22 protein-coding genes are annotated in these 25,351 nt (G+C 60.5%); 10 read left to right on the plus strand and 12 right to left on the minus strand.

What is annotated here, in order from left to right; genetic code table 11:
• The first annotated feature begins 251 nt into the window (after nt 1-251).
• The 3 genes from ACYJRZ_RS19565 (at nt 252) to ACYJRZ_RS19575 (ending at nt 3,099) form a co-directional block, all read left to right on the plus strand.
• Nucleotides 252-1,265 (plus strand): ABC transporter substrate-binding protein, encoded by a 1,014-nt coding sequence (locus ACYJRZ_RS19565; RefSeq protein WP_459461691.1) that lies wholly within the window; start codon nt 252-254, stop codon nt 1,263-1,265.
• 120 nt (nt 1,266-1,385) lie between these two features.
• Nucleotides 1,386-2,204 (plus strand): ABC transporter ATP-binding protein, encoded by an 819-nt coding sequence (locus ACYJRZ_RS19570; protein WP_459461692.1) that lies wholly within the window; start codon nt 1,386-1,388, stop codon nt 2,202-2,204.
• Between the two features lie 13 nt (nt 2,205-2,217).
• Entirely contained in the window at nt 2,218-3,099 is an 882-nt protein-coding gene (locus ACYJRZ_RS19575; protein ID WP_459461694.1) for an ABC transporter permease, read from the plus strand.
• 334 nt (nt 3,100-3,433) lie between these two features.
• On the opposite strand, the gene ACYJRZ_RS19580 is transcribed toward ACYJRZ_RS19575, so the two are convergent.
• The 5 genes from ACYJRZ_RS19580 to ACYJRZ_RS19600 form a co-directional block, all read right to left on the minus strand.
• The gene (locus tag ACYJRZ_RS19580; protein WP_459461696.1) at nt 3,434-4,642 is read right to left on the minus strand and encodes an aminotransferase class V-fold PLP-dependent enzyme; all 1,209 of its coding nucleotides are present in this window, start codon (nt 4,640-4,642) and stop codon (nt 3,434-3,436) included.
• 376 nt (nt 4,643-5,018) lie between these two features.
• The gene (locus ACYJRZ_RS19585; protein ID WP_459461698.1) at nt 5,019-6,434 is read right to left on the minus strand and encodes a sensor histidine kinase; all 1,416 of its coding nucleotides are present in this window, start codon (nt 6,432-6,434) and stop codon (nt 5,019-5,021) included.
• Nucleotides 6,424-7,092 (minus strand): response regulator, encoded by a 669-nt coding sequence (locus tag ACYJRZ_RS19590; protein WP_459461700.1) that lies wholly within the window; start codon nt 7,090-7,092, stop codon nt 6,424-6,426. The genes ACYJRZ_RS19585 and ACYJRZ_RS19590 overlap by 11 nt, the downstream gene beginning before the upstream one ends.
• Nucleotides 7,093-7,155: 63 nt before the next feature.
• Nucleotides 7,156-8,946, minus strand: coding sequence for an alpha/beta fold hydrolase (locus ACYJRZ_RS19595; protein ID WP_459461702.1), 1,791 nt, complete (start codon nt 8,944-8,946; stop codon nt 7,156-7,158).
• A gap of 10 nt (nt 8,947-8,956) precedes the next feature.
• On the minus strand, nt 8,957-10,471 hold the full coding sequence (locus ACYJRZ_RS19600; RefSeq protein WP_459461704.1) for a lipopolysaccharide biosynthesis protein: 1,515 nt from the start codon (nt 10,469-10,471) through the stop codon (nt 8,957-8,959).
• Between the two features lie 187 nt (nt 10,472-10,658).
• Between ACYJRZ_RS19600 and ACYJRZ_RS19605 the strand changes: the two genes are divergently transcribed.
• The gene (locus tag ACYJRZ_RS19605; protein WP_459461706.1) at nt 10,659-11,513 is read left to right on the plus strand and encodes a glycosyltransferase family 2 protein; all 855 of its coding nucleotides are present in this window, start codon (nt 10,659-10,661) and stop codon (nt 11,511-11,513) included.
• On the opposite strand, the gene ACYJRZ_RS19610 is transcribed toward ACYJRZ_RS19605, so the two are convergent.
• Complete coding sequence (locus tag ACYJRZ_RS19610) at nt 11,480-12,682, minus strand: glycosyltransferase family 4 protein (RefSeq protein ID WP_459461708.1); 1,203 nt, start codon at nt 12,680-12,682, stop codon at nt 11,480-11,482. The two genes, ACYJRZ_RS19605 and ACYJRZ_RS19610, sit on opposite strands and share 34 nt — an antisense overlap.
• A gap of 243 nt (nt 12,683-12,925) precedes the next feature.
• A complete protein-coding gene (locus tag ACYJRZ_RS19615; RefSeq protein WP_015341532.1) occupies nt 12,926-13,162 on the minus strand; it encodes an Lrp/AsnC ligand binding domain-containing protein in 237 nt (78 codons plus the stop codon).
• 207 nt (nt 13,163-13,369) lie between these two features.
• On the opposite strand from ACYJRZ_RS19615, the gene ACYJRZ_RS19620 reads away from it, so the two are divergent.
• Together ACYJRZ_RS19620 and amaB are read left to right on the plus strand one after the other, a co-directional pair.
• Nucleotides 13,370-14,653 (plus strand): NAD(P)/FAD-dependent oxidoreductase, encoded by a 1,284-nt coding sequence (locus tag ACYJRZ_RS19620; protein WP_459461710.1) that lies wholly within the window; start codon nt 13,370-13,372, stop codon nt 14,651-14,653.
• A gap of 156 nt (nt 14,654-14,809) precedes the next feature.
• Nucleotides 14,810-16,345: an L-piperidine-6-carboxylate dehydrogenase gene (amaB, locus tag ACYJRZ_RS19625; protein WP_459461712.1), complete on the plus strand. Its 1,536-nt coding sequence runs from the start codon at nt 14,810-14,812 to the stop codon at nt 16,343-16,345.
• Nucleotides 16,346-16,439: 94 nt separating this feature from the next.
• Here the strand turns inward: amaB and ACYJRZ_RS19630 are convergent, their stop codons facing one another.
• The 4 genes from ACYJRZ_RS19630 to ACYJRZ_RS19645 all read right to left on the minus strand — a co-directional run bounded on the left by ACYJRZ_RS19630 (nt 16,440) and on the right by ACYJRZ_RS19645 (nt 20,011).
• Nucleotides 16,440-17,765, minus strand: a complete 1,326-nt coding sequence (locus ACYJRZ_RS19630; protein ID WP_459461714.1) for a glucoamylase family protein — start codon at nt 17,763-17,765, stop codon at nt 16,440-16,442.
• 270 nt (nt 17,766-18,035) lie between these two features.
• A complete protein-coding gene (locus tag ACYJRZ_RS19635) occupies nt 18,036-18,599 on the minus strand; it encodes a TetR/AcrR family transcriptional regulator (protein ID WP_459461716.1) in 564 nt (187 codons plus the stop codon).
• 1 nt (nt 18,600) lies between these two features.
• Nucleotides 18,601-19,065: a nuclear transport factor 2 family protein gene (locus ACYJRZ_RS19640; RefSeq protein ID WP_459461718.1), complete on the minus strand. Its 465-nt coding sequence runs from the start codon at nt 19,063-19,065 to the stop codon at nt 18,601-18,603.
• Nucleotides 19,066-19,147: 82 nt separating this feature from the next.
• Nucleotides 19,148-20,011: a DMT family transporter gene (locus ACYJRZ_RS19645; RefSeq protein ID WP_459461720.1), complete on the minus strand. Its 864-nt coding sequence runs from the start codon at nt 20,009-20,011 to the stop codon at nt 19,148-19,150.
• Between the two features lie 88 nt (nt 20,012-20,099).
• Between ACYJRZ_RS19645 and ACYJRZ_RS19650 the strand changes: the two genes are divergently transcribed.
• On the plus strand, nt 20,100-21,569 hold the full coding sequence (locus ACYJRZ_RS19650; RefSeq protein ID WP_459461722.1) for an aminotransferase-like domain-containing protein: 1,470 nt from the start codon (nt 20,100-20,102) through the stop codon (nt 21,567-21,569).
• A gap of 178 nt (nt 21,570-21,747) precedes the next feature.
• On the opposite strand, the gene ACYJRZ_RS19655 is transcribed toward ACYJRZ_RS19650, so the two are convergent.
• Nucleotides 21,748-22,176, minus strand: coding sequence for a VOC family protein (locus ACYJRZ_RS19655; protein ID WP_459461724.1), 429 nt, complete (start codon nt 22,174-22,176; stop codon nt 21,748-21,750).
• 103 nt (nt 22,177-22,279) lie between these two features.
• On the opposite strand from ACYJRZ_RS19655, the gene ACYJRZ_RS19660 reads away from it, so the two are divergent.
• The 3 genes from ACYJRZ_RS19660 (at nt 22,280) to ACYJRZ_RS19670 (ending at nt 25,326) form a co-directional block, all read left to right on the plus strand.
• Complete coding sequence (locus tag ACYJRZ_RS19660) at nt 22,280-23,137, plus strand: LysR family transcriptional regulator (RefSeq protein WP_459461726.1); 858 nt, start codon at nt 22,280-22,282, stop codon at nt 23,135-23,137.
• Between the two features lie 159 nt (nt 23,138-23,296).
• On the plus strand, nt 23,297-23,953 hold the full coding sequence (locus tag ACYJRZ_RS19665) for a response regulator transcription factor (RefSeq protein WP_069614823.1): 657 nt from the start codon (nt 23,297-23,299) through the stop codon (nt 23,951-23,953).
• Entirely contained in the window at nt 23,950-25,326 is a 1,377-nt protein-coding gene (locus ACYJRZ_RS19670; protein ID WP_459461728.1) for a sensor histidine kinase, read from the plus strand. The genes ACYJRZ_RS19665 and ACYJRZ_RS19670 overlap by 4 nt, the downstream gene beginning before the upstream one ends.
• Nucleotides 25,327-25,351: the final 25 nt, after the last annotated feature.

Genomic DNA, 25,351 nt, shown 5'->3' on the forward strand with positions numbered 1-25,351 from the left:
TCGATCGATCTGTCGAAGACCTACACGACTGAGTTCGTCAAAAACGCCAAATAGCGCGCAGTAGCGTTTCCGGCGCCGGCGGCATAGTCGAGCCGCCGGCATCTGCGTTCATAAAATTGCAATGTTCCCCCGCAGGGTTGCGCACTGAAAGCTGACTGAAAGGTTACCCGCGCTAGTCTCGCTGAGCTTCGTGGAGGAAGCGCCTTTCCAGAGCGTCGTGTGGCGCAAGAATAAAACAGGAGGAGACATTGATGCGTCCATCGCGCACGTTTTTTCATACCGTAGCCCTTTCCCTCGTCATGACTGCTGCTTCGCTTGCAGCCACGGTCGCCAATGCTGCCGACAAGATTTCCATCATGGTGGGCGGCTACGAAAAGCAGATCTATCTGCCGGCCAAGCTCGCCGAATCCCTCGGCTACTTCAAGGATGAAGGCCTCGAGGTCGAGCTTCTTAACGAATCCGCCGGCGTCGACGCTGAAAACCAGCTGCTGGCCGGCGCCGTCCAGGGTGTCGTTGGCTTCTACGATCACTGCGTCGACCTGCAGGCCAAGGGCAAGTTCATCAAGTCGGTCGTGCAGTTCAGCCAGGCACCGGGCGAAGTCGAGCTGGTTTCGGCCAAGTATCCGGACATCAAGTCCTTTGCCGACCTGAAGGGCAAGCGCGCCGGCGTCACCGGCCTCGGCTCGTCGACCAATTTCCTAACCCTTTACATGGCATCGAAGGCAGGCCTCTCCCCGGCTGACATCACGCCTGTTCCGGTCGGCGCCGGCCAGACCTTCATCGCCGCCATGCAGCAGGACGCCATTCAGGTCGGCATGACCACCGAGCCGACGATTTCGCGCCTGCTCAAGACCGGCGAAGCCAAAATCCTCGTCGATCTGCGCACGCTGAAAGGCACCGAGGAAGCGCTCGGCGGTACCTATCCGGCCGCGTCGCTCTATATGGATGCCGCATGGGTCGACGCTCATAAAGAAGAAGTGCAGAAACTCGCGAATGCTTTCGTCAAGACGCTGCGCTTCATCCATACGCATTCCGCCGCTGAAATCGCCGAGAAGATGCCGAAGGACTTCTACGTCGGCGACAAGGACGGTTACATCAAGGCTCTCGACGCCGGCAAGGAAATGTTCACCGCCGACGGCGTGATGCCGGAAGATGGTCCGAAGACCGTTCTCGCCGTGCTCTCGCAGTTCTCCAAGAACGTCAAGGGCAAGACGATCGACCTGTCGAAGACCTACACGACGGAATTCGTGAAGAACGTTAAGTAAGCAGTCAGAACGCCGCTTCTGGCCAGTTTTCAGACAGGTTCCGGAAGCGGCGGTTCAAGAGATTTGCAATTCACTGGGCTTTGCGTGCACGCCCTGAAGGCACGCGTCAGGATCAGCACCATGCAACAGGATGAACGCCGCACTCCGGCAATAGAGCTCATCAATGTCAGCCGCCGTTTCGTATCGCCGACCGGCAAGTCGCTGACCGCACTGCGCGATTTCAACATGACCGTCCAGCGCGGCGAATTCGTCGCCGTTGTCGGACCGACGGGCTGCGGCAAGTCGACGACGCTCAATCTCGTCACCGGCCTTGCCAAGCCGAGCGCCGGCGAAGTCCGCCTGATGGGTGGCCCGGTCAGCGGCATCGACCGGCGCGTTGGTTTCGCCTTCCAGACGGATGCGCTCTTCCCCTGGCAGAATGTCATCGAAAACGTCATGGCCGGCCCGCTGTTCCGCGGCAAGTCGAAGGCCGAGGCTGAAAAGATGGCCAAGGACTGGCTCGCCCGCGTCGGCCTTTCGAAGTTCCTGCATCACTATCCGCATCAGCTCTCGGGCGGCATGCGCAAGCGCGTCTCGCTGGCGCAGACCTTCATCAACGAGCCGGAAATCCTGCTGATGGACGAGCCCTTCTCGGCGCTCGACGTGCAGACCCGCACGGTCATGCATGAGGAGCTGCTGAAGCTCTGGGCGGAGCGCCAGGCTTCGGTCGTCTTCGTCACACACGATCTCGAAGAAGCCGTTGCACTGGCCGACAAGGTCTATGTGCTGACGGCCGGCCCGGCGACGGTGAAATCGGTCTACACGATCGACCTGCCGCGCCCGCGCGTGGTCTCTGAGATCCGCTACGAGCAGAACTTTATCGATTATTGCAAGACGATCTGGGACGATTTGCGCGAAGAAGTCGAAACCAGCTATCGCCGTGCCGCGGAAGCGGCATAAGGGAGGATTGATCATGGCAAACACAGCTCTCGAAGCAGGCAATGCCCCGATCTTCCGCGCCGGCACCTCGGACGCGGAAATCGAAGCCGCAGCGCTGAAGGCGCTCGCTCGTCGCAAGTATGTCGTCAAGGCCTGGCAGATTGGCATTCTGCTTGCCATCCTCGGCCTCTGGCAGCTCGCCTCCGACCTGCATTGGATCGATCCGTTCTTCTATTCGAGCCCTTACGGCATCGCACTGCGCCTCTGGGAGTGGATCGTCGACGGAACCGAGAGCGGCTCGCTCTGGTATCACCTCGGCGTCACCATGGAAGAAGCCCTGATCGGCTTTATCATCGGCTCAGTGACCGGCGTTCTCGTCGGCGTCGCGCTTGGCCGCAACAAGCTCGCGTCCGATATCCTGTCGATCTACATCAAGGCGATCAACTCGATCCCGCGCGTCGTTCTCGCGCCGATCTTCGTGATGATCATGGGTCTCGGCCTCGCGTCTAAAGTGGCGCTCGCCTTCATCATGGTGTTCTTCGTGGTGTTCGCCAATGCCTTCCAGGGCGTTCGTGAAGCCGACCGCAATATGATCGCCAATGCTCGCATTCTCGGTGCTTCGAACTGGCGGGTCACCCGCAACGTCATCCTGCCCTCGGCGATGAGCTGGATTTTTGCAAGCCTGCACATCTCCTTCTCCTTCGCCATCATCGGCGCCATCGTCGGCGAGTTCGTCGGTTCGCTGGCCGGCATCGGCTACCTGATCTCGATCGCCAAGGGCACCTATGACGCAGCCGGCCTCTATGCCGCGATCATTCTGGTGATGGTCGTCACGCTCGGCGCCGAATATGTGATGACGCTCATCGAAAACCGCATCACCCGCTGGCGTCCGCAGCAGAGCCTCGACACGCATTAAGCGTTGATTTTCTGGTACCTCCCAAGGCCAGGGGCCGGGCGTTTCGCCCGGCCTTTTTGTTGTCTGTTACTTAACGCGCCGAGATAGGTGACTCCCTCTCCCGCCTGCGGGGAGAGCGCAGGAGTGAGGGGCCGCGGGCTATCGACTTGGAAGAGGGGTTATGATTGGTTTCGCATGTGAAGAGCTGTAGCCAACGTACTTCCATAGGATTCGCAACACCCCCTCACCCTGGGGCCTAGACTCAATCACAGCCAGAAGGCGCATGCCCTTGATTCAATGCCATAGTGAATCGGGAGAGCCGCTCCACCTCAACCAAATTTCTGAGTTCTGACATCTAGTATGTGGTTCTTGGCTCTCCGATGGATCGCACCGCCTCAGCCAGCCGCTCGATCTCGATTTCAGTGTTGTAATAATGGGGCGAGGCCCGAACGAGATTGGGCAGATGGCGGCGCTCGCCGTCGACTGGCGTGCTGCTTGGCGCGGACACAGAAACGTTGATCGCGCGCTCGGCCAGGCGGGCAGCGACGGTGGCGGCGTCCATGTCCGCAAGAGTGAAGGTTACGATTGCGGCCGGGTCCGGGCCGAGGTCGTGGACGGTGACGGCGGGCAGGTCGCTAAGCATCGCACGCATGGAGCCGGCCAGCGCCTTTACCCGCTTCTCTATGCGCGGGATGCCGATTGCCAGTGCCTCCTCGATCGCAGCGCCGAGGCCGAGTCTCGCGGCATAGTTGCTCTCCCACGTCTCAAAGCGGCGCGCGTCAGGGCGCAGGTTATAGCGGTCGCCACCCGCCCATGTTGCGCCATACAGGTCGATCATCGCCGGCTCGATTCCCTCCAAAAGCGCGCGCTTCATGTAGAGGAACCCAGTACCGCGCGGACCACGCAGGAACTTGCGCCCGGTTGCGGCAAGCATGTCGCAGCCGAGCTGCGCCACGTTGACGGGGAGCTGGCCGACCGCTTGGCAGGCGTCGAGCAGGAAGGGGATGCCATGTGCGTTAGCAATCCGGCCCACCTCCGCGGCGGGATTGACCAGCCCGCCGTTGGTCGGTACCCAGGTAATCGCGATCAGGCGCACCCGTTCGTCTATCATTGCTTCCAATGCTCGCGGGTCCAGCCGGCCCTCGGCATCATCAGGGATCAAGTCGATCACCACGCCCGTCCGTTTCGCGACCTGAAGGTACGATAGGTAGTTCGCGGCATATTCGGCTGTGGTCGTCAGAATGCGGTCGCCCGCCTTGAAGCGCTGCGCGTAGAAGGCCCATTGCCAGGCAACCGTCGCGTTCTCCGCCAGCGCAATCTCACTGGGATCTGCGTTCAAGAGGCGCGCGACGCTGCGATAAACGCCCTCGATCCGATCGATCTCGCGTGCTTTGGCTTCGTATCCACCGATATCGGCCTCAAGATTGAGATGATCGACAACGGTGGACAGCACGCCCGTCGTCATCAGCGCCGCGCCGGCATTGTTGAGGTGGACGCGATGGCGCGTTCCCGGCGTCATCGTGCGAAGGTGGCTGATCTCGCTGGCAGTAAAGTTCTCAGTCATATCCCGTATCCAATCTGCTGACCTTGGCCGGTCATGTCCCGATACAAAAGATCGAGCCGCGTCAATCAACGATTCCCGATAGATCATAGTTCTTAGGACAGCAACTATGATTGCTTGGCGCCTAAAAGCGACCAGTCCGCATCCATCCTTCCGGTCATTCTAAAACAGCATCTCTTGCAAGAGGGTGGGTGCGGTCGCTACCATCCAAGATTGTATACTCACGAACGAGGCAATTTATGCCAAACGGATTGGAGTTTGGACTTGTCCACAGCCAGAAGGCGACAGCGGTTGTGAGTGCGACGCCTGAGAGGAAATTGGCGGCGAGCTTGCCTTGCCCCTCAGGATTCCCGACTAAACCTCTGCGCCGCCCGCACTCTTAAACAGCCGGCAGCCGCACGCTGACCAGCAGCCCGCCGCCGGGTGCGTCATCTAGCCTGACCGAGCCGCCGGCGCCGTCGACGACTTCGCGGACGATGGCGAGTCCCAGGCCGCTGCCTTCCGGCTCGGTGCCCATGATGCGATAGAAGCGCTCGAAGACCTGGCCGCGTTCCGCTTCAGGGATACCAGGACCGTTGTCCTCAACCCATAGGAGAGCTGTATCACCTTCCCGGCCGACGCCGACCGTCACGCGACCGCCCGGCTGCGTGTAGCGCAGTGCATTGTCGACGAGATTGACCAGCATTTCGCGCAGCATGGTGCCGTCGCCTTCGATATGAACTGCCGCCTCATTCACCTCGAGCCCAAGATCGATATTACGGCGCAGGGCTTCCTCGGCGAGCGTTTCCAGAACGCGCCGGGCCGTTTCCGCCAGATCGATCGTGTCGCTTCGCGGTCGGCGGCTGCCGGGTTCTGCGCGCGAGAGTGTCAGGAGCTGGCTCGCAAGGCGAGTCACTTGCCGCGTGCTGGATCGCAACGCGGTCAGCGCCTCGTCGCGCCTGATATCGTCGGTTTCACGCGCAGCAAAGCCTGCCTGGGTCGAAATCAAGGCGAGCGGCGTGCGCAGTTGGTGCGCGGCATTCGAGACGAAGCGGCGCTGCGCCGCCATCTGATTCTGCACCCGCTCCATGTGGTCATTGAGGGCATGAACGAGCGGCCGAAGCTCGTTCTGCACCATGTGAGGATCCAGCGGATCGAGGCGCTGGCGGCCGCGTTCGCGCACGGCGTCGCGCAGGCGCAGCACGGGGGTAAGCCCGCGCTGCAGGCCGATGATGGTCACCAGTCCGGCAAGCAGGACAAGCGCGAGCTGTTTGGCGAAATCAGAGAGCCACAGCCTGCGGCGCATGGCGTACTGGCTGTTGTGAGTAACGGCAACGGCGACGGAAATCGTGCTGTCCTGATCAAGGCCAACAACCGGGTGGCTCAGCATGAGTACACGGACGCCGTCGGTCCGAAATGTCATGTCCTCGCCGCTAAAATCCCGTTTCGGCCGGGGCAGATCGGGAAAACCGGCGATGAGATTCCCCCACGCCGTGACCACCTGATAGAACACGCGATCGCCATAGCCGGTATCGAACATTTCCAGCGCAGCCGGGGGAATATCGATCTGCACTGTGCCGCTTGCGTCGACATGCGTCGCTTCCGCGATGACGCGGGCGGAGGCGAGCAGCGTACGGTCGGTGACAAGATCGGCCGTCGCATCGGCAGAACGGAAGCTTAGATAAAGGTTGATGCAGATCGCTCCGATCAAGGTCAATACGACCCAGGCGAAAAGCTGCGCGCGAAGACTGCTCGCTACCCCGCCCAAGGCGCGGCTTACGAGGCCTTTAGGTGGTGCAGCCACATCATTGCGCATGGCGAAGGAGATAACCCAGGCCGCGCAATGTCGCGATCTGCACGGAGCTGCCTTCGAGCTTCTTGCGGACGCGATGCACGTAGATCTCGATGGCGCTGGTATCGGCGAGATCATCAAAGCCGAAGACGCTTTCCGAGAGCGTTGCCTTGGTGACGGTCATGCCCGCTTTCATGATCAGATGCTCGAGCACCGCGTGCTCGCGCGGCGTAAGCGCCAGGGATTCGCCGGCCAGAGAGAATTGCCGCGTGCCTCCATCGAACACCAGGTCGCCGACGGCGATCTCCGGAGCGGCGCGGTCGTGACCGCGGCGGACGGCGGCGCGTATGCGGGCTTCGAGCTCGGCAATTTCGAAAGGCTTCGCCAGATAATCGTCGGCGCCGCTGTCGAGGCCGGCAACCCGGCCGTCGAGGCTGGCATTGGCCGTCAGGATGATGACCGGCACCTTGTTGCCGCTCTGCCGCAGCCGCTTCAGCAGCGTCAGCCCGTCCATTTTCGGTAGCGACAAATCGAGAATGACGATGGCATAGGCCGCCACTTTCAGCATGTGCTCGGCATCCTCGCCATCGTAGGCGATGTCGACGACATATTGCGCCTGACGCAGCGCCTTGCCGAGCCAGGACGCCAGTTCGCGGTTGTCTTCGACGATCAGGAGCCTCATGGGGCGACTATACAGCAAGTGTTGGATATGGCGAACATTTCCGGCGGCTTTCCAGCCGGTGGATCATCGGTTGGCGAGCCTTAGGCCCATCTCCCGGACCTCCCTCAGATAGACCTTACGCGCATAGGGCGGGGTCAGATTGTGATCGGCTTCGGGAATGATGGTGAGGCGTATGTCCGGAAAATGCTTCAGGCCCGCGCCGTTCTCGCCGAACTCGTCATGCAGGTGATCGAGGCCGATATCATGGGCGCTGTAGATCAGGGACATGTCGACGCCACGCTTGGCAAGCGCGCGGAAACCACCCAGCACAGGCCCCTGAGCGGCAGCGAAGATGGGGAACGCGCCGAGCAGGTGGCGAGCTGATCGTATTGCCCGCCGCCCGAGCCCGGTCGCCATATTGCATATGGCGCTTCTTGCATCGATCTGGCCACCGAAGAGCCGCTTCAGCGTTTCCATCTGCAGGAGTTTGCGCCCATAGGTTTCGAGCGATCGGGGAGCGAAGCGCAGCGCTTCATCGACTGATCGGCTCTCGTCCCAATGAAAGCTGTAGGGATTGACCGTGATGAGGCCGCTGCAGCGCACATCGCGTAAAGCTGCCTGAAAGGCGAGATAGCCGCCGCTGCAGCGTCCGACCACATAGGTTGGCAGCAGGCTCCGCATTTCCAGCAAGTCCAGCGCCTCGGCGACATCGAGATGCTGATCGCGGGAATAGAGCACCTGCTCGGCGGTGCCGGAAAGCGGTGGGCTGTCGCCGACGTTGGCCGTATCGAAACGCAGCGAGGCAATACCGTCGCGAGCGAGCGCGCGCGCCATGGTGACCGACATACGACCCCAGCCGGCGTGCCTGTCATAGGCTGTCGTCAGAAGAAGCGCCGTTGCGCCTGTGCGGCCACCCTGGGGTTCACAGAGAATGCCGAACAGTCGGTTGTTCGTGCCGAAACGCAGCGGCGTTTCGCGAAAGCCTTCGCCGATCAGAGGCTCGGCGAAGGGCGGTGCAGGATCGGTCGTTGTGGCCTCACCGGTTTCGATGGCGATCGACTGCACCCACTCAACTATTTTCCGGCCGGCTTCGGTCGGCATGGTGGCGATGGTCGGGTTCGAGACGAGATCGTCGTAACCTTCGTAGGAAGTCTGCTCGACATCGGGGCCGAGCGTTTCGAGATGGTGCGCGAAGTCGGAGTCTCCGGGACGACCCGGGCGAGTCAGCACCAGGCAATTCGGCGCGGCGAGCCGATCCAGCATCATAAGGTTCAGCTTCTTCACCGCATCGGCGACGCTATCGGGCATGCGCAGGCTGGCGACGGTGACGCCCTCGGTCTGGCGCTGCGCTTCGGTAAGCCCCATGCTTTCATCGATCATCTTCGACCAGACGGTCAGTTCGCGCAGATAGGCGCGGCCGGAGACGACCGGCGCAAGAAAGGCGATGCCGTCGATGCCGGCAAGCCGTTCGGCGAGCGCGGCGGCGATGGTCCCGCCGAGGCCCTGGCTGACGAGGATCAGCCGCTCGCAGCCGGAAAGCGCCTTCAGCTTTGCAGCTGCCACGAGAGCGGTTTCATGCCACGGCTCCAGACCTTTGCCTTCATCGGCCAGATCAAGGGCGTCACCCGTGCCGACGTAATCGAAGCGCAGGCTCGATATGCCGATATCGGCAAGATCCTCGGCCAGAATCCGCCAGAACTTGCGGACGCACATCTCCTCGAAGCCCCAGGGGCTAAGAAACAGGACGGCGCTACCGCGCGACGGTTTGACGGCTGATGTAAACAGGCCGACCGTGCCGGCAAAGGTTACCGGGATGGCTGCGGATCTTGTCTGCCCTTTCTTGTCCTGTTTTTCGGCGGCTCCCCAACCAGCCATGCTAGTCTCCTCACATTCGGCGCGGCGCTAAGAGAGCCAGAGCCTGAGTGGCAATCGGATTGACGCGTGCAGGCAGACGCGTCGCGATCTGCTGCAAGACGTCGATATCTTCGGCTGGAACGGCTTTCAGCAGTCTGAGCGCAATGCCATAGGCCAGGGCGCCAGCGATAATGGCGCCTACGAGACCTGCGACACCGGTCAGCGCCTGAACGAAACCATAGGCTGCAACCGCGCACACAATGGCAGCAACCGTGACTTTTGCAAGGTTGATAAGCATACCGCGCGTCGATCCTTCGAATTCCATGCGGCGCACTGTCATCAAGCATAGGGCAACAAAGGCGAGCAGACGGACCAGTGCCGCACCCTCTCCTCCGTAGAAAGGTACAGCGACGGCGCAGCCGATGACCATGATGAAGCTGGCGATGACACCGATGACGGTGCGTTCGCGCACGCGATCCAGCGAATAGAGGTACTGCGTGCAGATCTGCATGAAGACATAGGGCACGGCAGTCAGGGACAGCAGTGCCACCATACCGCCACTCGGCGCAAAAGCGGGGCCGAAGATCGTTACGACGAGCTCCGGCGAGATGGCTGCGAGGCCAAAACTCATCGGCAGAGTAATGTAAGCGATGCTGCGCGCCACACCGGCGAAGACCTCGACGGGCAGCTTGTCCGATTCCCTGGCGTGCATCTGCTCGGAATAATAGGGCAAGAGGCTGCCGCTTAATTGTACGGGAAGCTGCAGCGCCAGATTGGCGAGCGACAGGCCGACGGCATAGAAGCCGACCGCTTCGATGCCCCAGTAACGCTGCAGGAACAAAAGCTCGATGCGGTTGAGGAAGATCGAGCTGTTGATGAGTTCGATCGACAGAATAAGCGACGAACTGGCGAGGGCGGAAAGGCCGATGCCGCAGCTGTTCTTGCGCGCGATCGCAATCTTGAGCGTCGCGATGAACATTGGCAGCTGGCCGATCGCATAGCCGGCAAGTGCACCGCTGACGCCAAAGAAAATCGCCCCCAAGAGGACCGTAACCAGCTGCAGCGCCGAACTTATCAAGGTAATGCGCAGGAACGCGCTGACGCGCTGCTCGCCGATCAGATAGTTCTTGCTATAGGCGCCGAGCGACTGAAGAACGAAAAATACGCCTGTTATGGCGATGACTTCAGAAGCATCACCCGCCCAATGCAAACGCTCCGTATCCCAATAGTAGGCGACATAGCCGGCGAGCAGGATCACGGTTGCGAGAATCGTCGGCTGCAGGAGGTAGGCGGCAAAGCCCAGCCGCTCTTCCGTCGAATAGCCGTTTCCCTTCAACTGCGGTAGGACGCGCAGCAGGGTAACGCCGGCCCCGAGCTCGGCGACGAGCGCGCCTGTCGTCGTCAGCCACAGGGAGAAGGCGATGATGCCGTTGGCCTCCGGGCCAAGCAGGCGCGCCGCAATGATCGAACATGCAAAGCCGGTCGCAAGCAGGGTCAATCCCGCCGCGGCGTTCAAAACCGAATTTGCCATTATGCTCTTCGTCATGAAGACTGACCGTTCCTCAAATTTCCGGAACCTGTACACATATCCGGCTCTTCATGGGGATAGCGTCAGCTCTATTTCATATGCCTTAATATTTAGGGTTTAATGCTGCCATAAGTTCATTTTTTACTTCGGCTAATATTCTTTCTCTCTGATATTGGCCGCTCTAGGGCTTGTGCGGGGGGTCTCATTGTTCAGCCTTATCGTCTGCACGATCGATCGTTTCGATCAGCTGGAGCGGCTATTCCGTTCGCTGGTGGGGCAGCGCCATAAGGATTTCGAGGTGATCGTCGTCGACCAGAATGCTGACGACCGGCTGGGGGCGTTGATCGACAGCTTTTCCTCTTCCTTCACGATCCGCCACATTCGTTCGCCAAAAGGACTTTCGCGGGCGCGCAACAATGGCATGGCCGTCGCGGCAGGCGATTACATCTGCTTTCCCGATGATGATTGCTGGTATGAGGCCGACACGCTTTCGACAGCAGCGGCACTGTTTTCAGCGCATCCAGAGCTTGCGATCGTCACCGGCCGCACGCTCGACGCCGAGGGTTTCGCCTCCGTCAGCCCGACGGGCGAGACGCGGCTGGCGCTTACGCGCTGGAACTATCTGAAGTGCGGCAATTCCAACGGCATCTTCGTGCGCCGTGCGGCGCTTTCCGATATAGGCGGTTTCGACGAGGATCTTGGGGTCGGTTCGGAATCGCCTTTCCAGAGCGGCGAGGAAGCGGATTTCTTGCTGCGCGCGCTCGGCGCCGGCAGGCAGGCAATGTTCTTTCCCGAGCTCATCGTCCACCACGATCAGGTCACCAGCGAATACGGGCCGCGGCAGGTGGAGCGAGCCCGCAAATATGGGCGCGGCTTCGGCGCTTTGATGCGCAAACAGGCTTTTCCCTTGTATTATGTCGGCTACCGCCTGTTTCGTCCGGTCGCCGGCTGGTTGGCGGCGCTGGCGCGTTTCAACGCCGATGCTGCGCGTTACAAGCGTGCCTGGCTGATGGGCATTCTGGAAGGTTACGCCGCTTGGCCGCGTTGGCGTAGAAGCTGAGGCGATTTGCCTCTCGGCGTGAGCGTCTCGGCATAGACATCCATGTAGCGTTGGGCGACTTCATTCCAGGCATAGGCGCGGGCGTCCCGCAACAATTCCTGCCGTAAGCTCAGATCGTCGGCTTCAAGGCGCTCGAAGGCTGCGGTCAGCACATCGGCCGTCGCTTCCGGATCTGCGAAATCTGCGAGCATGAGGGCCGGATGGGTTTCGGCCATCGCCTTATAGGCCTCATTGGCGTTCAGCACCGGTAGGAGGCCGGCGCTCATTGCCTCGATCGCCACCAGGCCGAAGCCTTCATATTCGGAAGCGGAAGCAAAGAGTGAGGCGCGCGCGATGATGTTGCGGATCGAGCCTTCGTCGAGCGAGACATGCAGCGCGACATTGCGCTCCAGATTGCGAACTGCAATTTCCTTTTCCAGCGTTGCCCGGTCGAGATCCGATTCGGCTCCGATAATATCGAGGTGCCAGTCCTCATGGCGGCCTGCCAGCACCTTCATGACGTCGAGCAGGTGATCGAGCCGCTTGTTGACGGAGAATCGGCCTATCGTGACGATGCGGCGGCGCGCGTCCAGCGAAGCGCAATTTGAAAACTTGCTCACGTCGGCGCCGTTTTCGATCAAGCGCACGCGGTTGTCGGCGATCTGCGAAAAAAGGCGCGCGTCGGACTGGCTGCAACAGATCAGAGAGGCATAGCCGAGCGCGGACAGCCGCGTTGCGGTATTGAACCAGACATTCTTGATGGCTGCATATTTCTGCGTGTGGAAGAAGCCGCCATGGGTGGTGGCGACCATGGGGCGCCCATGCAGGAGCTTGCCCCATGCCAGCGCATCGAAGAAGAAATCGACGGCATGGACATGAATGAGGTCGGCATCGGCCAGATGGCGGAAGACCTTTGGTGCCAAAGGATAGCGGCTGGAGCCGGACCAGGGAATGCGTACGATCTCGATACCGTCGATCGTTTCGCTTTCGGGCAGTTGGCGGGCGGGATCGGAAAACAGGCTGTTGCAGGTGACGACGCGCACCCGATAGCCGCGGGAAACCAGCTGGCGGCAAAGATTGGCAACGACGTCTTCCAGGCCGCCCTTGTTCGGCAAGAACTGGCGCACGACATGCACGATCAACGGCCCGGCCTGCTTGTTTGCCTGAATATCCGCAACAGCCGATGTCATCGATCCACCCTCGACCCCTATGCCGCGCCGCGCGGCGGCGATCCGGCGCTGCAGCGCGCCGCCCGTTGATCAGTCGGCAAAGCAGATCACCGGGTCGGTTAAAAAGGGTTTAATTCTGTGCGGAAAGCCGTGCGGTTTCGGGCAAGAGGGTTAATGTCGGGGCGATTTGCGGAGTGGGGGGTGAGGAGCATTTTTTTAAAACAGCCCGAATCACGATAAATACCGACCCGAAATCCAGATCTCTCAAAACGCTCGGAAGGTCAGCGTCGTCAGCGAGCGGACGATGCCGGGGATATTGGCGATGTGGTCGTTGATGAACTTGCCGATATCCTGCTCTTCGGCAATGTAGACCTTCATCAGCAGATCGTAGTCGCCGCTGGTGGAATACAGTTCCGAAACCAACTCCGTCTGGTAGATCGCATCGGCGACCTCATAGGTCTTGCCGGGGGCGCATTGGAGCTGAACGAAAATGGGCTTCATGAGAATGTCCTGCTTCTGTCTGCCGCCGCCATAGCGGCCAGCTTTTCTCTATCATGGTCGAAAGCGCCTTCGCCATGCAAGTTTTTCTCCAGAGCCGATGATTTTTTGGCATCATGCCATGTCCATCGGATGTAGCTCTTGCCGCTTCCGCAATTTCGCGCATGGCGCTAGATTGGCGCGATTATCTCTGTCGATTGGACTAGTTTCATGCTGAATGACTCACGCTCCCATGGTCTCTGGGAAAAGACCGCTCCCCCTCCGCCGGTAACGAAGCCTCTTTCTGGGGAAGTGTTCGCGGATGTTGTGGTGGTCGGGGGCGGCTATACCGGTCTTTCGACGGCGCTTCATCTGGCGGAAGCCGGCACCAGCGTCGTGCTGCTGGAAGCCAATGAGATCGGCTTTGGCGGCGCGGGTCGCAATGTCGGCCTCATCAATGCCGGCATGTGGGTGATGCCGGATGATCTGCCGGGTGAACTCGGTGCCGTCCATGGTGAGCGGCTGCTCGATCTGCTCGGCAATGGGCCGAAGCTGGTGATGGAGCTGATCGACAAGCATGGCATCGCCTGCGAACTCGAGCGCAATGGCACGCTACATTGCGCCGTCGGGTCGGAGGGATTGAAGGAAATCGAGGAGCGCGCCCGGCAATGGGGAAAGCGCGGTGCGCCCGTCACTGTGCTGGATGCGCGAGAGACGGAGCGGCGCGTCGGCAGCTCGGCCTATGCTGGGGCGCTGCTCGACATGCGCGCTGGCACGCTGCAGCCGCTTGCCTATGCGCGCGGCCTCGCCCATGCTGTCGTCAAAGCCGGCGTTGCCGTTCACACCGGCAGCCGCGTGATATCGACGGAAAGAAGCGGGGCCAAATGGGTGGTTTCCACCGATGGCGGCAAGGTGAGCGCCGACTGGATCGTGGTGGCCACCGACGCCTATAGCACCGGCCCGTGGGAAAAGGTTCGAAACGAACAGGTGCATCTTCCCTATTTCAATTTTGCCACCGTGCCGCTCGGCGACAACTTGCGCAAATCCGTGCTGCCGGGGCGTGAAGGCGCCTGGGATACCAAGGAAGTGCTCTCGTCCTTCCGTATGGACCAGGGCGGACGGCTGGTGTTCGGCAGCGTTGGCGCGCTACGCAATACCGGCCTTGCCATTCACAAGAACTGGGCTCGGCGCTCGATCAGGAAGCTCTTTCCGCAGCTGGGCGACATTCCTTTCGAATGCGAATGGTATGGCAAGATCGGCATGACCGATAACGCCCTGCCGCGTTTCCACAAGCTGGATCAGAATATCGTCGGCTTCTCGGGCTATAATGGCCGCGGCATCGCGCCAGGCACGGTGTTTGGCAAGGTTTTGGCCGGCCATATTCTCGGACAGATTTCCGAGGCAGATCTGCCGCTGCCGGTGACCGGCATCGTCGAGCCCAGCTTCAGGGCGGCGAAGGAAATGTGGTACGAAGCTGGTGCCCAGGCGGCGCATTTCGTTGGCGCCAGAGTCTAGAGCGTGATGTTGTCCGAAAAGTGTAGGCGGTTTTCGGACAACATCACGCTCTACTTCTTTGATTTTAGAGCGGATTCAGATTTTAGGCCGACTCGACCTAAAATCATCCGGCTCTAGGGCAATCCGGGAACCAGGATTACGGGAAGAGGAAACAAGATGAGCGCGATATCGGATCTTGCCGCCGAAACCAAGGCCATTCTGACCGAAATCGGCGTGTCGGTCGACCGTTACACCGGCGGAACACTTGCCGTTACGTCTCCGGTTACCGGCGCAGAGATCGGCAGGCTTAAGGAACAGTCAGCTGGGGAGGCGAAGGGCGCGATCGCGGCCGCGCATGAGGCGTTTCTTAGCTGGCGTAACGTGCCGGCGCCGAAGCGCGGCGAGTTGATCCGCCTGCTTGGCGAGGAGCTGCGCGCCGGCAAGGCTGCCCTCGGTCGGCTCGTCTCGATCGAAGTCGGCAAGATCACCTCCGAAGGCCTCGGCGAAGTGCAGGAGATGATTGATATCTGCGATTTCGCCGTTGGCCTCTCGCGCCAGCTTTATGGCCTCACCATCGCTACGGAACGCTCCGAGCACCGGATGATGGAAAGCTGGCATCCGCTAGGGGCGGTGGGCATCATCTCGGCCTTCAATTTCCCCGTTGCCGTCTGGTCGTGGAACGCGGCGCTTGCCATCGTCTGCGGCAATTCCACCATCTGGAAGCCATCGGAGAAGACGCCGCTGACGGCGCTTGCCGTGCAGGCTTTGTTTGAAAAGGCGTTGAAGCGCTATGTCGCCGAGGGCAGCGAAGCGCCGGCGAACCTTTCGACGCTGCTGATCGGCGGGCGTGATCTTGGCGAACTGCTGGTCGATCATCGCCAAGTGCCGCTGGTCTCGGCCACCGGATCGACGGCCATGGGCCGCGCCGTCGGCCCACGTCTTGCCGGCCGTTTCGCCCGCGCCATCCTCGAGCTTGGCGGCAACAATGCCGCCATCGTCTGCCCGACGGCGGATCTCGACCTCACCCTGCGTGGCGTAGCCTTTTCTGCCATGGGCACGGCCGGCCAGCGCTGCACGACGCTGCGCCGCCTTTTCGTTCATGAAAGCGTCTACGACCAGCTCGTGCCGCGCCTGCAGAAGGCCTATGGTTCGGTCACGATAGGCAATCCGCTTGAAGCGGGAACCCTAGTCGGCCCGCTGATCGACAAGCAAGCCTTCGACCGCATGCAGGCAGCGCTTGCGGCTGCGAAGGCGGTTGGCGGCACGGTGACCGGCGGCGAACGTGTCGAAAGCGGCTCAGCCGATGCCTTCTATGTTCGCCCGGCTCTCGTCGAAATGCCGGAGCAGACCGGGCCGGTCGAACAGGAAACCTTCGCGCCGATCCTCTATGTGATGAAGTACAGCGATTTCGACAAAGCGCTGGCGCTGCATAATGCCGTGCCGCAGGGGCTATCCTCTTCAATCTTCACTAATGACATGCGCGAGGCTGAGATCTTCGTGTCCGCACGCGGGTCGGATTGCGGCATCGCCAATGTCAATCTCGGCCCTTCCGGTGCTGAGATCGGCGGTGCATTCGGCGGCGAGAAGGAGACGGGCGGCGGCCGCGAGTCCGGCTCGGATGCCTGGAAGGCTTATATGCGCCGAGCGACCAACACGATCAATTACGGCCGGACGCTGCCGCTGGCGCAGGGCGTCAAGTTCGACGTGGCATAGCGCCGAGTTGAGCAAGGAGCTTTGAGGTGCTGCAAATGATGGTGGGGGGAGTGTGTTTTGCCGCGCTCCTCTGCACGGCCACTCACGACATGAATCAAGCGATCGCAGGCTTTGACTTCTTCTCGTCCAGCCAGCCGCCGGTGAAGCCGGCGCGTTCCAGGCCGGTGCGGAGGATCGGAGATTGCCGCATCAGATCCCAGATCATGCCGGTACGAGCGTTTTCGATCATCATGACCAGCAATCCCTGGTCGATCGCGACGGAACGGTCATCCACCCAGCCTTCCGGGCCGGTTCCTTTCACGCTTGGATTGAAGCCGCCGGGGAAGCGGCCGTCGAGCAAGAGGTTGGGATAGGTCGAAAGCAGCGCGCGTGTGCCATCAAGTGCCGCGTCGCGGTCAAATGGCAGGCAGGATAGCGGTCCCCATGGAGCTATAGTGCCGTCGTCGGGACCCAGCGGCGCGCCGCGGGCAGCATAGCCGAAGACCTTCGGGGCATAGCGCAGGCTATGTTTGGTACCAGTCGGGTTCGGGCCGTCGCAGGCGGAAAGGCCCCAGATATCCTTCGTATAGCCGGTGAAATGGCCGGGATTGCGGTCCGTGTAATCGCGCTGCACGGCGATCGCCGTCTGGGTATTGCGGAAGTAGTCGGTATCCTTGTCGGCGACATGTCTGTCGCGGATGTCGCGGAAATCGATCCAGGCATGCGAGAAGAGGTGGATGAACAGCGGCCCGGCATAGAGAAAGGGCGCGTCCTTGAACATCATCCACGTATAGGTCGAGGCAAAGGCATCATAGCTCGAGGATGGGATCGCATGCGTGGGCGAGGCGAGCGCCAGCACATAGAGGAAGATCGCCTCGTCATAGCCCTGGTAGCGCCAGCGCAGGAAGCCGCTTGCCGGCTTCCAGCCCATGCTGATGGTTTGGCCCTTGTTCAGTGCCCAATGCCAGTCGCAGCGTTCGTAGAGGAATTTCGCCTGCCTGCGCAGATCGCGCTCGACCTGGCTGTTTCCATTGAAATAGGCGGCAGCAGTCAGGACGCCGAGCAGCAGCAGGCCGGTATCGATCGTCGAAAGCTCGCTGTTCCAGGCGCGCTTGCCAGTCTCCATGTAAAGGAAGTGATAGTAGAAACCGCGATGGCCGGTGGCGCCGCGTTCGGTGCCCTGCTGGCTGTCGGCAAAGAAATCGAGGGCCGTCAGCACTCGCTTTGCCGCGTCGGCGCGGCTGATCCAGCCGCGCTCGACGGCGACCGGATAGCTCGATAGTGCGAAGCCGACGGCCGCAATGCTGCAGTGGCTCGTCTTGATCGAGGTATCCGCCACCAGTCCATTTTCCGGATTGGTATAGAGCATGAAATAGTCGAACGCCGACCGTTGCAGTTGATCGATCAGCGTATCGTCGGCTTCGTTTACCTGCTGCAGCATCTTCTACCCATCTCCTCGATGCTCCCATTCCCTGCTGAACATGGGAGCTTGGATAGTTGCAAATCAAACATGATTAACGATGACATACTTTTGTGGAGGATTCTTTAATATCAGTGGGTTGTTGAAGTGGTCATCCCCAACATCGGGAGCCTGGAGATGCCGTTTCCCTGCGATATCGCCAGCGGTAGCGCACAAATAGCGGTAAGCGCAAGCCCGTTTGGCAAGGGAAGAAGCATTGGCTGTGCGGTGATTCGCGTCGATGAAATGGCTTTAGCCGAGGGCAGTTTCCAGCCGGTGCTTCAGTCGCGCCAGGGATCTGCCAAACACCGTCTCATCTCCAAGAGCTCTGGCAAGCGTCAATGCGCCCTGGATGCCAATGACTGCCTCTTCGGCGAGCATCTTTGCCTCGGCACCCGGTACATCGGCCCTAAGCAAAGCGCCATAAAGCGCTTCGATCCAGCGATGGAAATAACCGCTGATGGCGGCGGGAAAGCGGTCGCGCGTTTCCTCCAGCGCAAAGGCGCCGATCAGGCAGACGCGGCGGCCGGAGCGGAAATAGCTGTCCGTTGTTTGCCACATGCGGGCGATCGCGGCACGCGGTTCTTCCTCCTCGAGCGGCTTGAACATCTCCGTCACGAACCATGTGTCGATATTGGCCATGATCTCAGCCGCCATCTCTTCCTTGCCGCCTGGAAAGAAGTGATAGAGGCTGCCCTTGGACAATTTCGTGCGGGCGGTGATCTCGCTCATCGACGCGCCTTCGTAGCCGAGCTCGCGAAAGACTTCAGCAACGAGGGCAATGGCGTCGGATTTTTCGAAGACGGTACGCACCATCTTACAGGCCGAGGTCGGAGAGGCCCGAATGATCGTCCGGCCGGCGGCCGAGCGGCCAGTGGAATTTCCGGTCCTCTTCTCTGATCGGCATGTCGTTGATGGAGGCGAAACGGCGCTGCATCAGGCCATCGGCGTCGAATTCCCAGTTCTCGTTGCCATATGAGCGGAACCAATGGCCGCTGTCATCATGCCATTCATAGGCAAAGCGCACGGCTATGCGATTGCCCTCGAAGGCCCAGAGTTCCTTGATCAGCCGGTAGTCGAGTTCTTTTGCCCATTTGCGCGTCAGGAACTCGACGATTTCTTTGCGGCCCCTCGGGAATTCGGCGCGGTTCCTCCATTGGCTGTCCTCCGTATAGACCTTGGAGACACGCTCCGGATCACGGCTGTTCCAGCCGTCCTCGGCCATGCGGACCTTGGCGGTGGCGGTTTCGCGGGTGAAAGGCGGGACGAGTGAGGTCGGCATAACTGGCTCCTTATAGACCGATTGGTTTTCAATAGACCGATCGGTTTATAAGATCAAGTGCTTGGTTTGCCGAGTGATGGACTCAATGGGCGAATTTTCGCGCTCCTGCGACGCAGGCGACGACGGCCAGCGTTACAACGAGCATCGACCAGCTGACGCTTTCCTTCAGCAGCGCTGCCGCAAGCGCAAAGCCGAAGAAGGGCTGCAGGAACTGCAGCTGGCCGACAGCTGCGATGCCGCCCTGGGCGAGCCCGCGATACCAGAAGATGAAGCCGATCAGCATGCTGAAGAGCGAGACATAGAGGAGCCCGAGCCAGGCAGGGCCGCCAATGCCGTCAATGTTGCGCGGCATAGTCATGAGGCAGAGCGCGATGGTGACAGGCAGGGATAGCACGAGGGCCCAGCAGATGACCTGCCAGCCGCCCAGCCGGCGCGAGAGCACCGCACCCTCGGCGTAACCGAGGCCGCAGACGATCACGGCTGCAAGCATCAGGAGATCGCCGACCGGAGAGGCCGACACGCCTTGCGCCAGCGCATAGCTACAGACCAGCGCACTGCCGAGGAGGGAGAATATCCAGAAGGCCGGGCGCGGCCGTTCGCCGCCGCGCAGCACGCCGAAGATTGCCGTTGCCAGCGGCAGTAATCCGATGAAGACGATCGAATGAGCCGAGGTGACGTGCTTCAGCGCCAGTGCCGTCAAGAGCGGAAAGCCGACGACGCAGCCGAGGGCGACGATCGTCAGCGAGGCAATGTCGCCGCGGGTAGGGCGCTTCTCGCGAAAGGCGAGCAGGAGGCAAAGACCCAAAAGGCCAGCGATTACGGCTCGAGCAACGGTGAGGAACAAGGGGTCGAAATCCATGACGGCCACGCGCGTCGCCGGCAGCGAGCCGCTGAAGATCACCACTCCCGTCAAACCGTAAATCCAACCCGTCGTCGTCTTGTCCATGGCGCATGCTCCTTCTTGATGCTCGCGGGTATCGGCGCATTTGCCTGCTCAAGCCAGAGACGGTACAGTACAATCTGAGCAAACTGTTATGATTGAAGGTGCAGTACAGATGGATAATCTCCTGATGACCGGCGCTGCCGGTACCCGGATCGAAGGCGTGATGGTGGCGATATCAGAGCGCATCGCTGCGCGCAGCCTTGTACCCGGCGCGCGGCTTCCTTCCGTGCGCAGCTTTGCCAAGACGATGCAGGTTTCCGTTTCCACCGTGGTCGAGGCCTATGAACGGCTTGCGGCCGAGGGCGTGATCCGCTCGCGGCCGGGGTCCGGCTTTTATGTCTGCGGGCCGTTGCCGCCTCTGTCGCTCTCCGAAACGGGCGCGAGGTCGGGCCGCAATGTCGATCCGCTGTGGATCTCGCGGCAATCGCTCGAAGTCGGCGACGACGCACTGAAACCAGGTTGCGGCTGGCTGCCGCCTTCGTGGCTGCCGCAGGCTGCCTTGCGTAAGGCAATGCGCACGCTGGCGCGCGGCGATATCGAAGTGCTTGCCAATTATGGGACGCCGCTCGGCCTACCGCCACTGCGGCATTTGCTGGCACGGCGCCTGGGCGAACATGGAATCAACGTGCCCCCGGATCAGATCATGCTGATGGAATCGGGTACGCAGGCGATCGATCTTCTCTGCCGTTTCCTGATCGAACCCGGCGATACCGTCGTGGTCGACGATCCCTGCTACTTCAATTTCCATGCACTGCTGCGGGCACATCGCGCCAAGGTCGTTTCCGTGCCCTTCACGCCGGCAGGGCCGGATGTCGAGCTGTTCGGTCAGGTGCTCGAACGTCATAAACCACGGCTCTACATCACCAACTCCGCCATTCACAATCCGACGGGAGCGACGCTCTCTCCCGTCACCGCGCATCGGCTGCTGAAGCTGGCAGACGCCTCCGGGCTCATCATCATCGAGGATGATATTTTCGCTGATTTCGAGCAGGTGCCGGCGCCGCGTCTGGCCGCCTATGACGGGTTGGACCGGGTGATCCATATCGGCAGCTTCTCGAAAACGCTTTCGGCTTCCATACGCTGCGGCTTCATCGCCGCGAAGCCCGAGTGGATCGACGATCTCGTCGATCTCAAGGTCGCCAGCAGCTTCAGCTGCGGGCAAGTGTCGGCCGAACTTGTCTATGTCGCGCTGAAGGATGGAAGTTATCGCAAGCATGTCGAGGCGCTGCGCGTCCGGCTTGCAAAGGCGATGGATGAGGTTTCAGCCAGGCTGGAAGCGATCGGTATCACCCCATGGCTCAAGCCGCATGCGGGCATGTTCCTCTGGTGCAGGCTGCCGGAAGGCGTTGATGCCGCCGACCTTGCCCGTGCTTGCCTCGCGGAAGGCGTCATCCTCGCCCCGGGCAATGTTTTCAGTCTGTCGGAGACAGCCGGCCGCTTCATGCGGTTCAACGTCGCACAATCGGCCGATCCCCGGATCTTCGACGTCCTGGAAGCGTCCATGCAAAAGCTGCGAGCGATGCGCAAGGATGCCGTTGCTGCCGGCATTACGTCAGCTTAGAGCATTTCCGCTTCTCTTCGAATCGCGAAAACGCTCTATATCTTGTTTCTACGCAGCTCCGGACGCAAAACCGCTACGCACTTTTGCTGGAACTGCTCTGGAGTTCCACCGGCGACAAGAGCATTTCACGCGCGGCCGGTTTTCACCGTGGCGGCTGCTCGTGTCGCCGGTCTGAGCCCTATTTGGCGAAGAGACTGTTGATGTCGGCAAAAGCCTTCATCTCGATGGCATTGCCACTCGGGTCCTTGAAGAACATGGTCGCCTGCTCTCCCGGCTCGCCCCGAAAGCGGATATAGGGCTTGATGACGAATTCTATGTTGGCTTTCGTCAACTTCTCAGCGGCAGCCTCCCATTCTTCCATCGACAGAACGACGCCGAAATGGCGCACCGGAACGCCGTGACCATCGACGGCATTTGCTGCCACATCGTTTACTTCACCCGGCGCCAGATGGGCGACGATCTGATGGCCGTAAAAGTTGAAATCGATCCAGTCCGGCGAGCTGCGGCCTTCGGGGCAACCGAGAAGACCGCCATAGAAGCTCCTCGCCGCAGCGAGATCGTTGACGGGAAATGCGAGGTGGAAGGGATGAAGCGGTGCTGCGCTCATGATCGTCTCCAAGAAGCGAAGTGATGCAGCAAGGAATAAGATACATTTTTCTCTATGAAAAACGGTATATCGTGATGTTGAGATACAGGAAAAATTATGAATCATGATTGCAGAACTTCAAACTCTTATAGCCATCGCCCGCTTCGGAACCTTTGCTGCGGCGGGAGATCGGATCGGCCTGACGCAGGCCGCGGTCAGCGGACAGATGAAGCGGCTGGAGGAAAGGCTTGGCGTTAAATTGTTCGAGCGGACCGGCCGCTCCGCAACGCTGAATGCCGCGGGACTTAGAACGCTCGAGCGCGCCAAGAGCATCATTGCGATGTTCGAGCACATCGCCGATCCCGTCGATGAGGCTTCCGGCGGCGAGCTGCGCGTCGGCGCAATCGCTTCCGTTCAATCGGCGCTGCTTGCTCGCGCTCTCGGCCCCTTCCGTCAGCGATTTGCACATCATCACCTCCGCATCGTCCCGGGGGTCTCGCTGCATCTCCTCGATCTGCTCGATGCCGGCGAGCTCGATCTCGCCGTACTCATCGAACCGCCGTTCGGCTTGCCCAAGAATCTGATCTGGCGGCCCCTGGTGCGCGAGCCCTACGTGCTTGCAGTTCCCGAGGAGCTGGAGGGCGACGATTGGCGGACGCTGCTGCGTGAACAGCCCTTCATCCGCTATGATCGCAGCTCGTTCGGAGGACGGCAGGTTGACCGCTTCTTGCGGTCGCATTCGATTGTTCCGCGTGAATCGGTGGAGATCGACGACATCGCCGGGATCGCCGCAATGGTCGGACAGGGGCTCGGGGTGGCACTTCTGCCTGTTGTCGACGGTAGCCCTCCGCCGGTCGCGCCGATCCGCATGGTGCCGCTTTCAGAGCCGGGCTTTTATCGCGAGATAGGAATATTGCAGCCGCAAGAGAGCACCCCGGCCGCAATCTGTCTTGCGGAATGCCTGATGGCGACGCAGCAATGAGACCATATTCAACGCAAAACCGTGCCTCGGAGCCGGCCGCGGGAACGCTGCCTTTTCCTGAAACTCTTGCCAGGCGGAAAATATCCGTCATAGCTTTGCCACATGGCCGCTCCAATTGCGGCTCATCCGCTATGGAATTACCGCTACGTGAGGTCGGTCGTGCGCGTTCTGCTTGTTGAAGACGACAATATCCTCGGCTCATCGCTGAAGAAGGCGCTGGAAAAGCATGCCTACGGAGTCGACTGGATGCGCGACGGCGAATCCGGGCTCGAAGCGGCGGCACATTCACATTTCGCGGCGATCGTGCTCGACATCAATCTGCCGCAGCTGAGCGGCATGGAGGTGCTGCGGCGCATCCGGCAACGGGGAAATTCCGTGCCTGTACTGCTGCTGACGGCGATGGATTCCGTGCGCCAGAAGGTCGAGGGTCTGGATGAGGGCGCCGACGACTATCTGGTCAAGCCGTTCGATCTCGACGAGCTGCTAGCGCGGCTGCGCGCGCTCATCCGCCGGCGTGACGGGCGGACTGAAAGCGTCATCCGTTGCGGCGACGTGGAGGTCGATCCCTCGGCCATGGTGGCTCGCAAAGGCAATGTGCAGGTCCACACGACGGCGAAGGAATTTCATCTGCTGAAGCTGCTCATGGAGCGCAGCGGCCGGTACGTGACTAAGAACGATATCGAATATGCGCTCTATGATGCGGAAAACACCGTTGAGAGCAACACGATCGAAGTGACGATCTACAATCTGCGCAAGAAGCTCGGCACCGATTTCATCAAGTCGATCCGCGGCGTCGGCTACATGATCGAGCGATGAACAATTCCACGCTTACCCGCAAACTGTTTCTGCGCATCGCGCCTGTTGTCGTCGTGACGATCGTCGTGATCGCCGCATTCGCCTTCAACAGCGCGACGCGGGAGATCAACAATATCTACGATGCCCAGCTCATCGACGACGCAAATGTGATCTGGAGCTTGCTGCGCCGGCCGCTGGAGAAGAATCCAGACCATGGCGCTAAGCAGATCGACGATATCGACTTCAACATGGACAATCAGCTGGCCTTTAACGAAGACGCTGATGACTATGCCGATGCGCATATGTTCCGTGCCTGGGTCGACGGCAATATCCGCTTCTACAGCAGCACAGCCTTCCTTTCTGACGTCCCGCAGCAGAAGGTGGGTTTCACCACCCTGACCTATGGCGGGGACGAGTGGCGCGTCTATTCGCTGCCGATCCCGAAGACGACCATTGTGATCGAACTCGGCGAAAAGATCGCGCTTCGCGAAACGCTCGTTTCCAACATTCTCCTCAATCTGTTCTTTCCGCTGCTGATGCTGGTGCCGGTGATCGGCTTTCTCATCTGGCTTGGCATCAATAGCGGCCTGCGCACCATTCATGGGCTGGTGCGGCAGATCCGGACAAGATCGCCTGACGATCTTTCGGCTATCCCGGTCGAAGAGCTGCCGCGCGATCTCTTGCCGCTAGGCCGGTCGATCAACCAGCTACTTGAAAAGCTCGGGCAGTCGCTGACGCTGGAGCGGCGCTTCTCCGATCTTGCCGCGCATCAGCTGCGTACGCCGCAAGCGAGTGTGAAGCTGCTTTTGCGAATGCTCGAAAACAGCGATAGCGATCAGGAGCGGCAGGCGATTATTTCCGATCTCGTGGCCAGCAACAATCGCACCATCCATCTTATCGAACAATTGCTGCGGCTTGCCAGGGTCAGTCATCACCCCCTTAATCTCACCTCGATCAAGCTTTATCACTGGATGGCGTCGCTCATTGCCGAACTCGGCAATATCGTCACCAGCCGCGAGCTCGACGTCGTGCTGGAAGGGGATGAAGCCATCCAGGTTAGAACCGATGAGGCGCTGCTGCGCATGCTCGTCACCAATCTGCTCGACAATGCAATTAAATACACTCCAGTCGGAGGGGAAATCAAAGTGTCCATCGCCTCGGAAGACGGCTTTGCCCGCATTTCGATCAGCGACAGCGGCCCCGGCATTCCCCCACACGAAAGGGAAGCGGTGTTCCAGCGTTTCTATCGCCTCCATACGCTTCACACCGAAGGGGCCGGCCTCGGGCTTGCGATCGTCGCGGATACTGCAGACCGCCTTTCGGCAACCGTCGATCTTTCCACCTCACGTCTGGGTAGCGGTCTCCAGGTCGATTTGAGATTGCCACTCGGCTAAAAATCACTGCCTCGTCGTTTTTCAT

The sequence above is a fragment of the Rhizobium sp. No.120 genome (assembly GCF_054558365.1).

Bases quoted from the DNA above. Each gene is read 5' to 3' on its own strand.
- ACYJRZ_RS19565 (WP_459461691.1), top strand. From the start codon at position 252: ATGCGTCCATCGCGCACGTTTTTTCATACCGTAGCCCTTTCCCTCGTC.
- ACYJRZ_RS19570 (WP_459461692.1), top strand. From the start codon at position 1,386: ATGCAACAGGATGAACGCCGCACTCCGGCAATAGAGCTCATCAATGTC.
- ACYJRZ_RS19575 (WP_459461694.1), top strand. From the start codon at position 2,218: ATGGCAAACACAGCTCTCGAAGCAGGCAATGCCCCGATCTTCCGCGCC.
- ACYJRZ_RS19580 (WP_459461696.1), bottom strand. From the start codon at position 4,642: ATGACTGAGAACTTTACTGCCAGCGAGATCAGCCACCTTCGCACGATG.
- ACYJRZ_RS19585 (WP_459461698.1), bottom strand. From the start codon at position 6,434: ATGCGCAATGATGTGGCTGCACCACCTAAAGGCCTCGTAAGCCGCGCC.
- ACYJRZ_RS19590 (WP_459461700.1), bottom strand. From the start codon at position 7,092: ATGAGGCTCCTGATCGTCGAAGACAACCGCGAACTGGCGTCCTGGCTC.
- ACYJRZ_RS19595 (WP_459461702.1), bottom strand. From the start codon at position 8,946: ATGGCTGGTTGGGGAGCCGCCGAAAAACAGGACAAGAAAGGGCAGACA.
- ACYJRZ_RS19600 (WP_459461704.1), bottom strand. From the start codon at position 10,471: ATGACGAAGAGCATAATGGCAAATTCGGTTTTGAACGCCGCGGCGGGA.
- ACYJRZ_RS19610 (WP_459461708.1), bottom strand. From the start codon at position 12,682: ATGACATCGGCTGTTGCGGATATTCAGGCAAACAAGCAGGCCGGGCCG.
- ACYJRZ_RS19615 (WP_015341532.1), bottom strand. From the start codon at position 13,162: ATGAAGCCCATTTTCGTTCAGCTCCAATGCGCCCCCGGCAAGACCTAT.
- ACYJRZ_RS19620 (WP_459461710.1), top strand. From the start codon at position 13,370: ATGCTGAATGACTCACGCTCCCATGGTCTCTGGGAAAAGACCGCTCCC.
- amaB (WP_459461712.1), top strand. From the start codon at position 14,810: ATGAGCGCGATATCGGATCTTGCCGCCGAAACCAAGGCCATTCTGACC.
- ACYJRZ_RS19630 (WP_459461714.1), bottom strand. From the start codon at position 17,765: ATGCTGCAGCAGGTAAACGAAGCCGACGATACGCTGATCGATCAACTG.
- ACYJRZ_RS19635 (WP_459461716.1), bottom strand. From the start codon at position 18,599: ATGGTGCGTACCGTCTTCGAAAAATCCGACGCCATTGCCCTCGTTGCT.
- ACYJRZ_RS19640 (WP_459461718.1), bottom strand. From the start codon at position 19,065: ATGCCGACCTCACTCGTCCCGCCTTTCACCCGCGAAACCGCCACCGCC.
- ACYJRZ_RS19645 (WP_459461720.1), bottom strand. From the start codon at position 20,011: ATGGACAAGACGACGACGGGTTGGATTTACGGTTTGACGGGAGTGGTG.
- ACYJRZ_RS19650 (WP_459461722.1), top strand. From the start codon at position 20,100: ATGATTGAAGGTGCAGTACAGATGGATAATCTCCTGATGACCGGCGCT.
- ACYJRZ_RS19655 (WP_459461724.1), bottom strand. From the start codon at position 22,176: ATGAGCGCAGCACCGCTTCATCCCTTCCACCTCGCATTTCCCGTCAAC.
- ACYJRZ_RS19660 (WP_459461726.1), top strand. From the start codon at position 22,280: ATGATTGCAGAACTTCAAACTCTTATAGCCATCGCCCGCTTCGGAACC.
- ACYJRZ_RS19670 (WP_459461728.1), top strand. From the start codon at position 23,950: ATGAACAATTCCACGCTTACCCGCAAACTGTTTCTGCGCATCGCGCCT.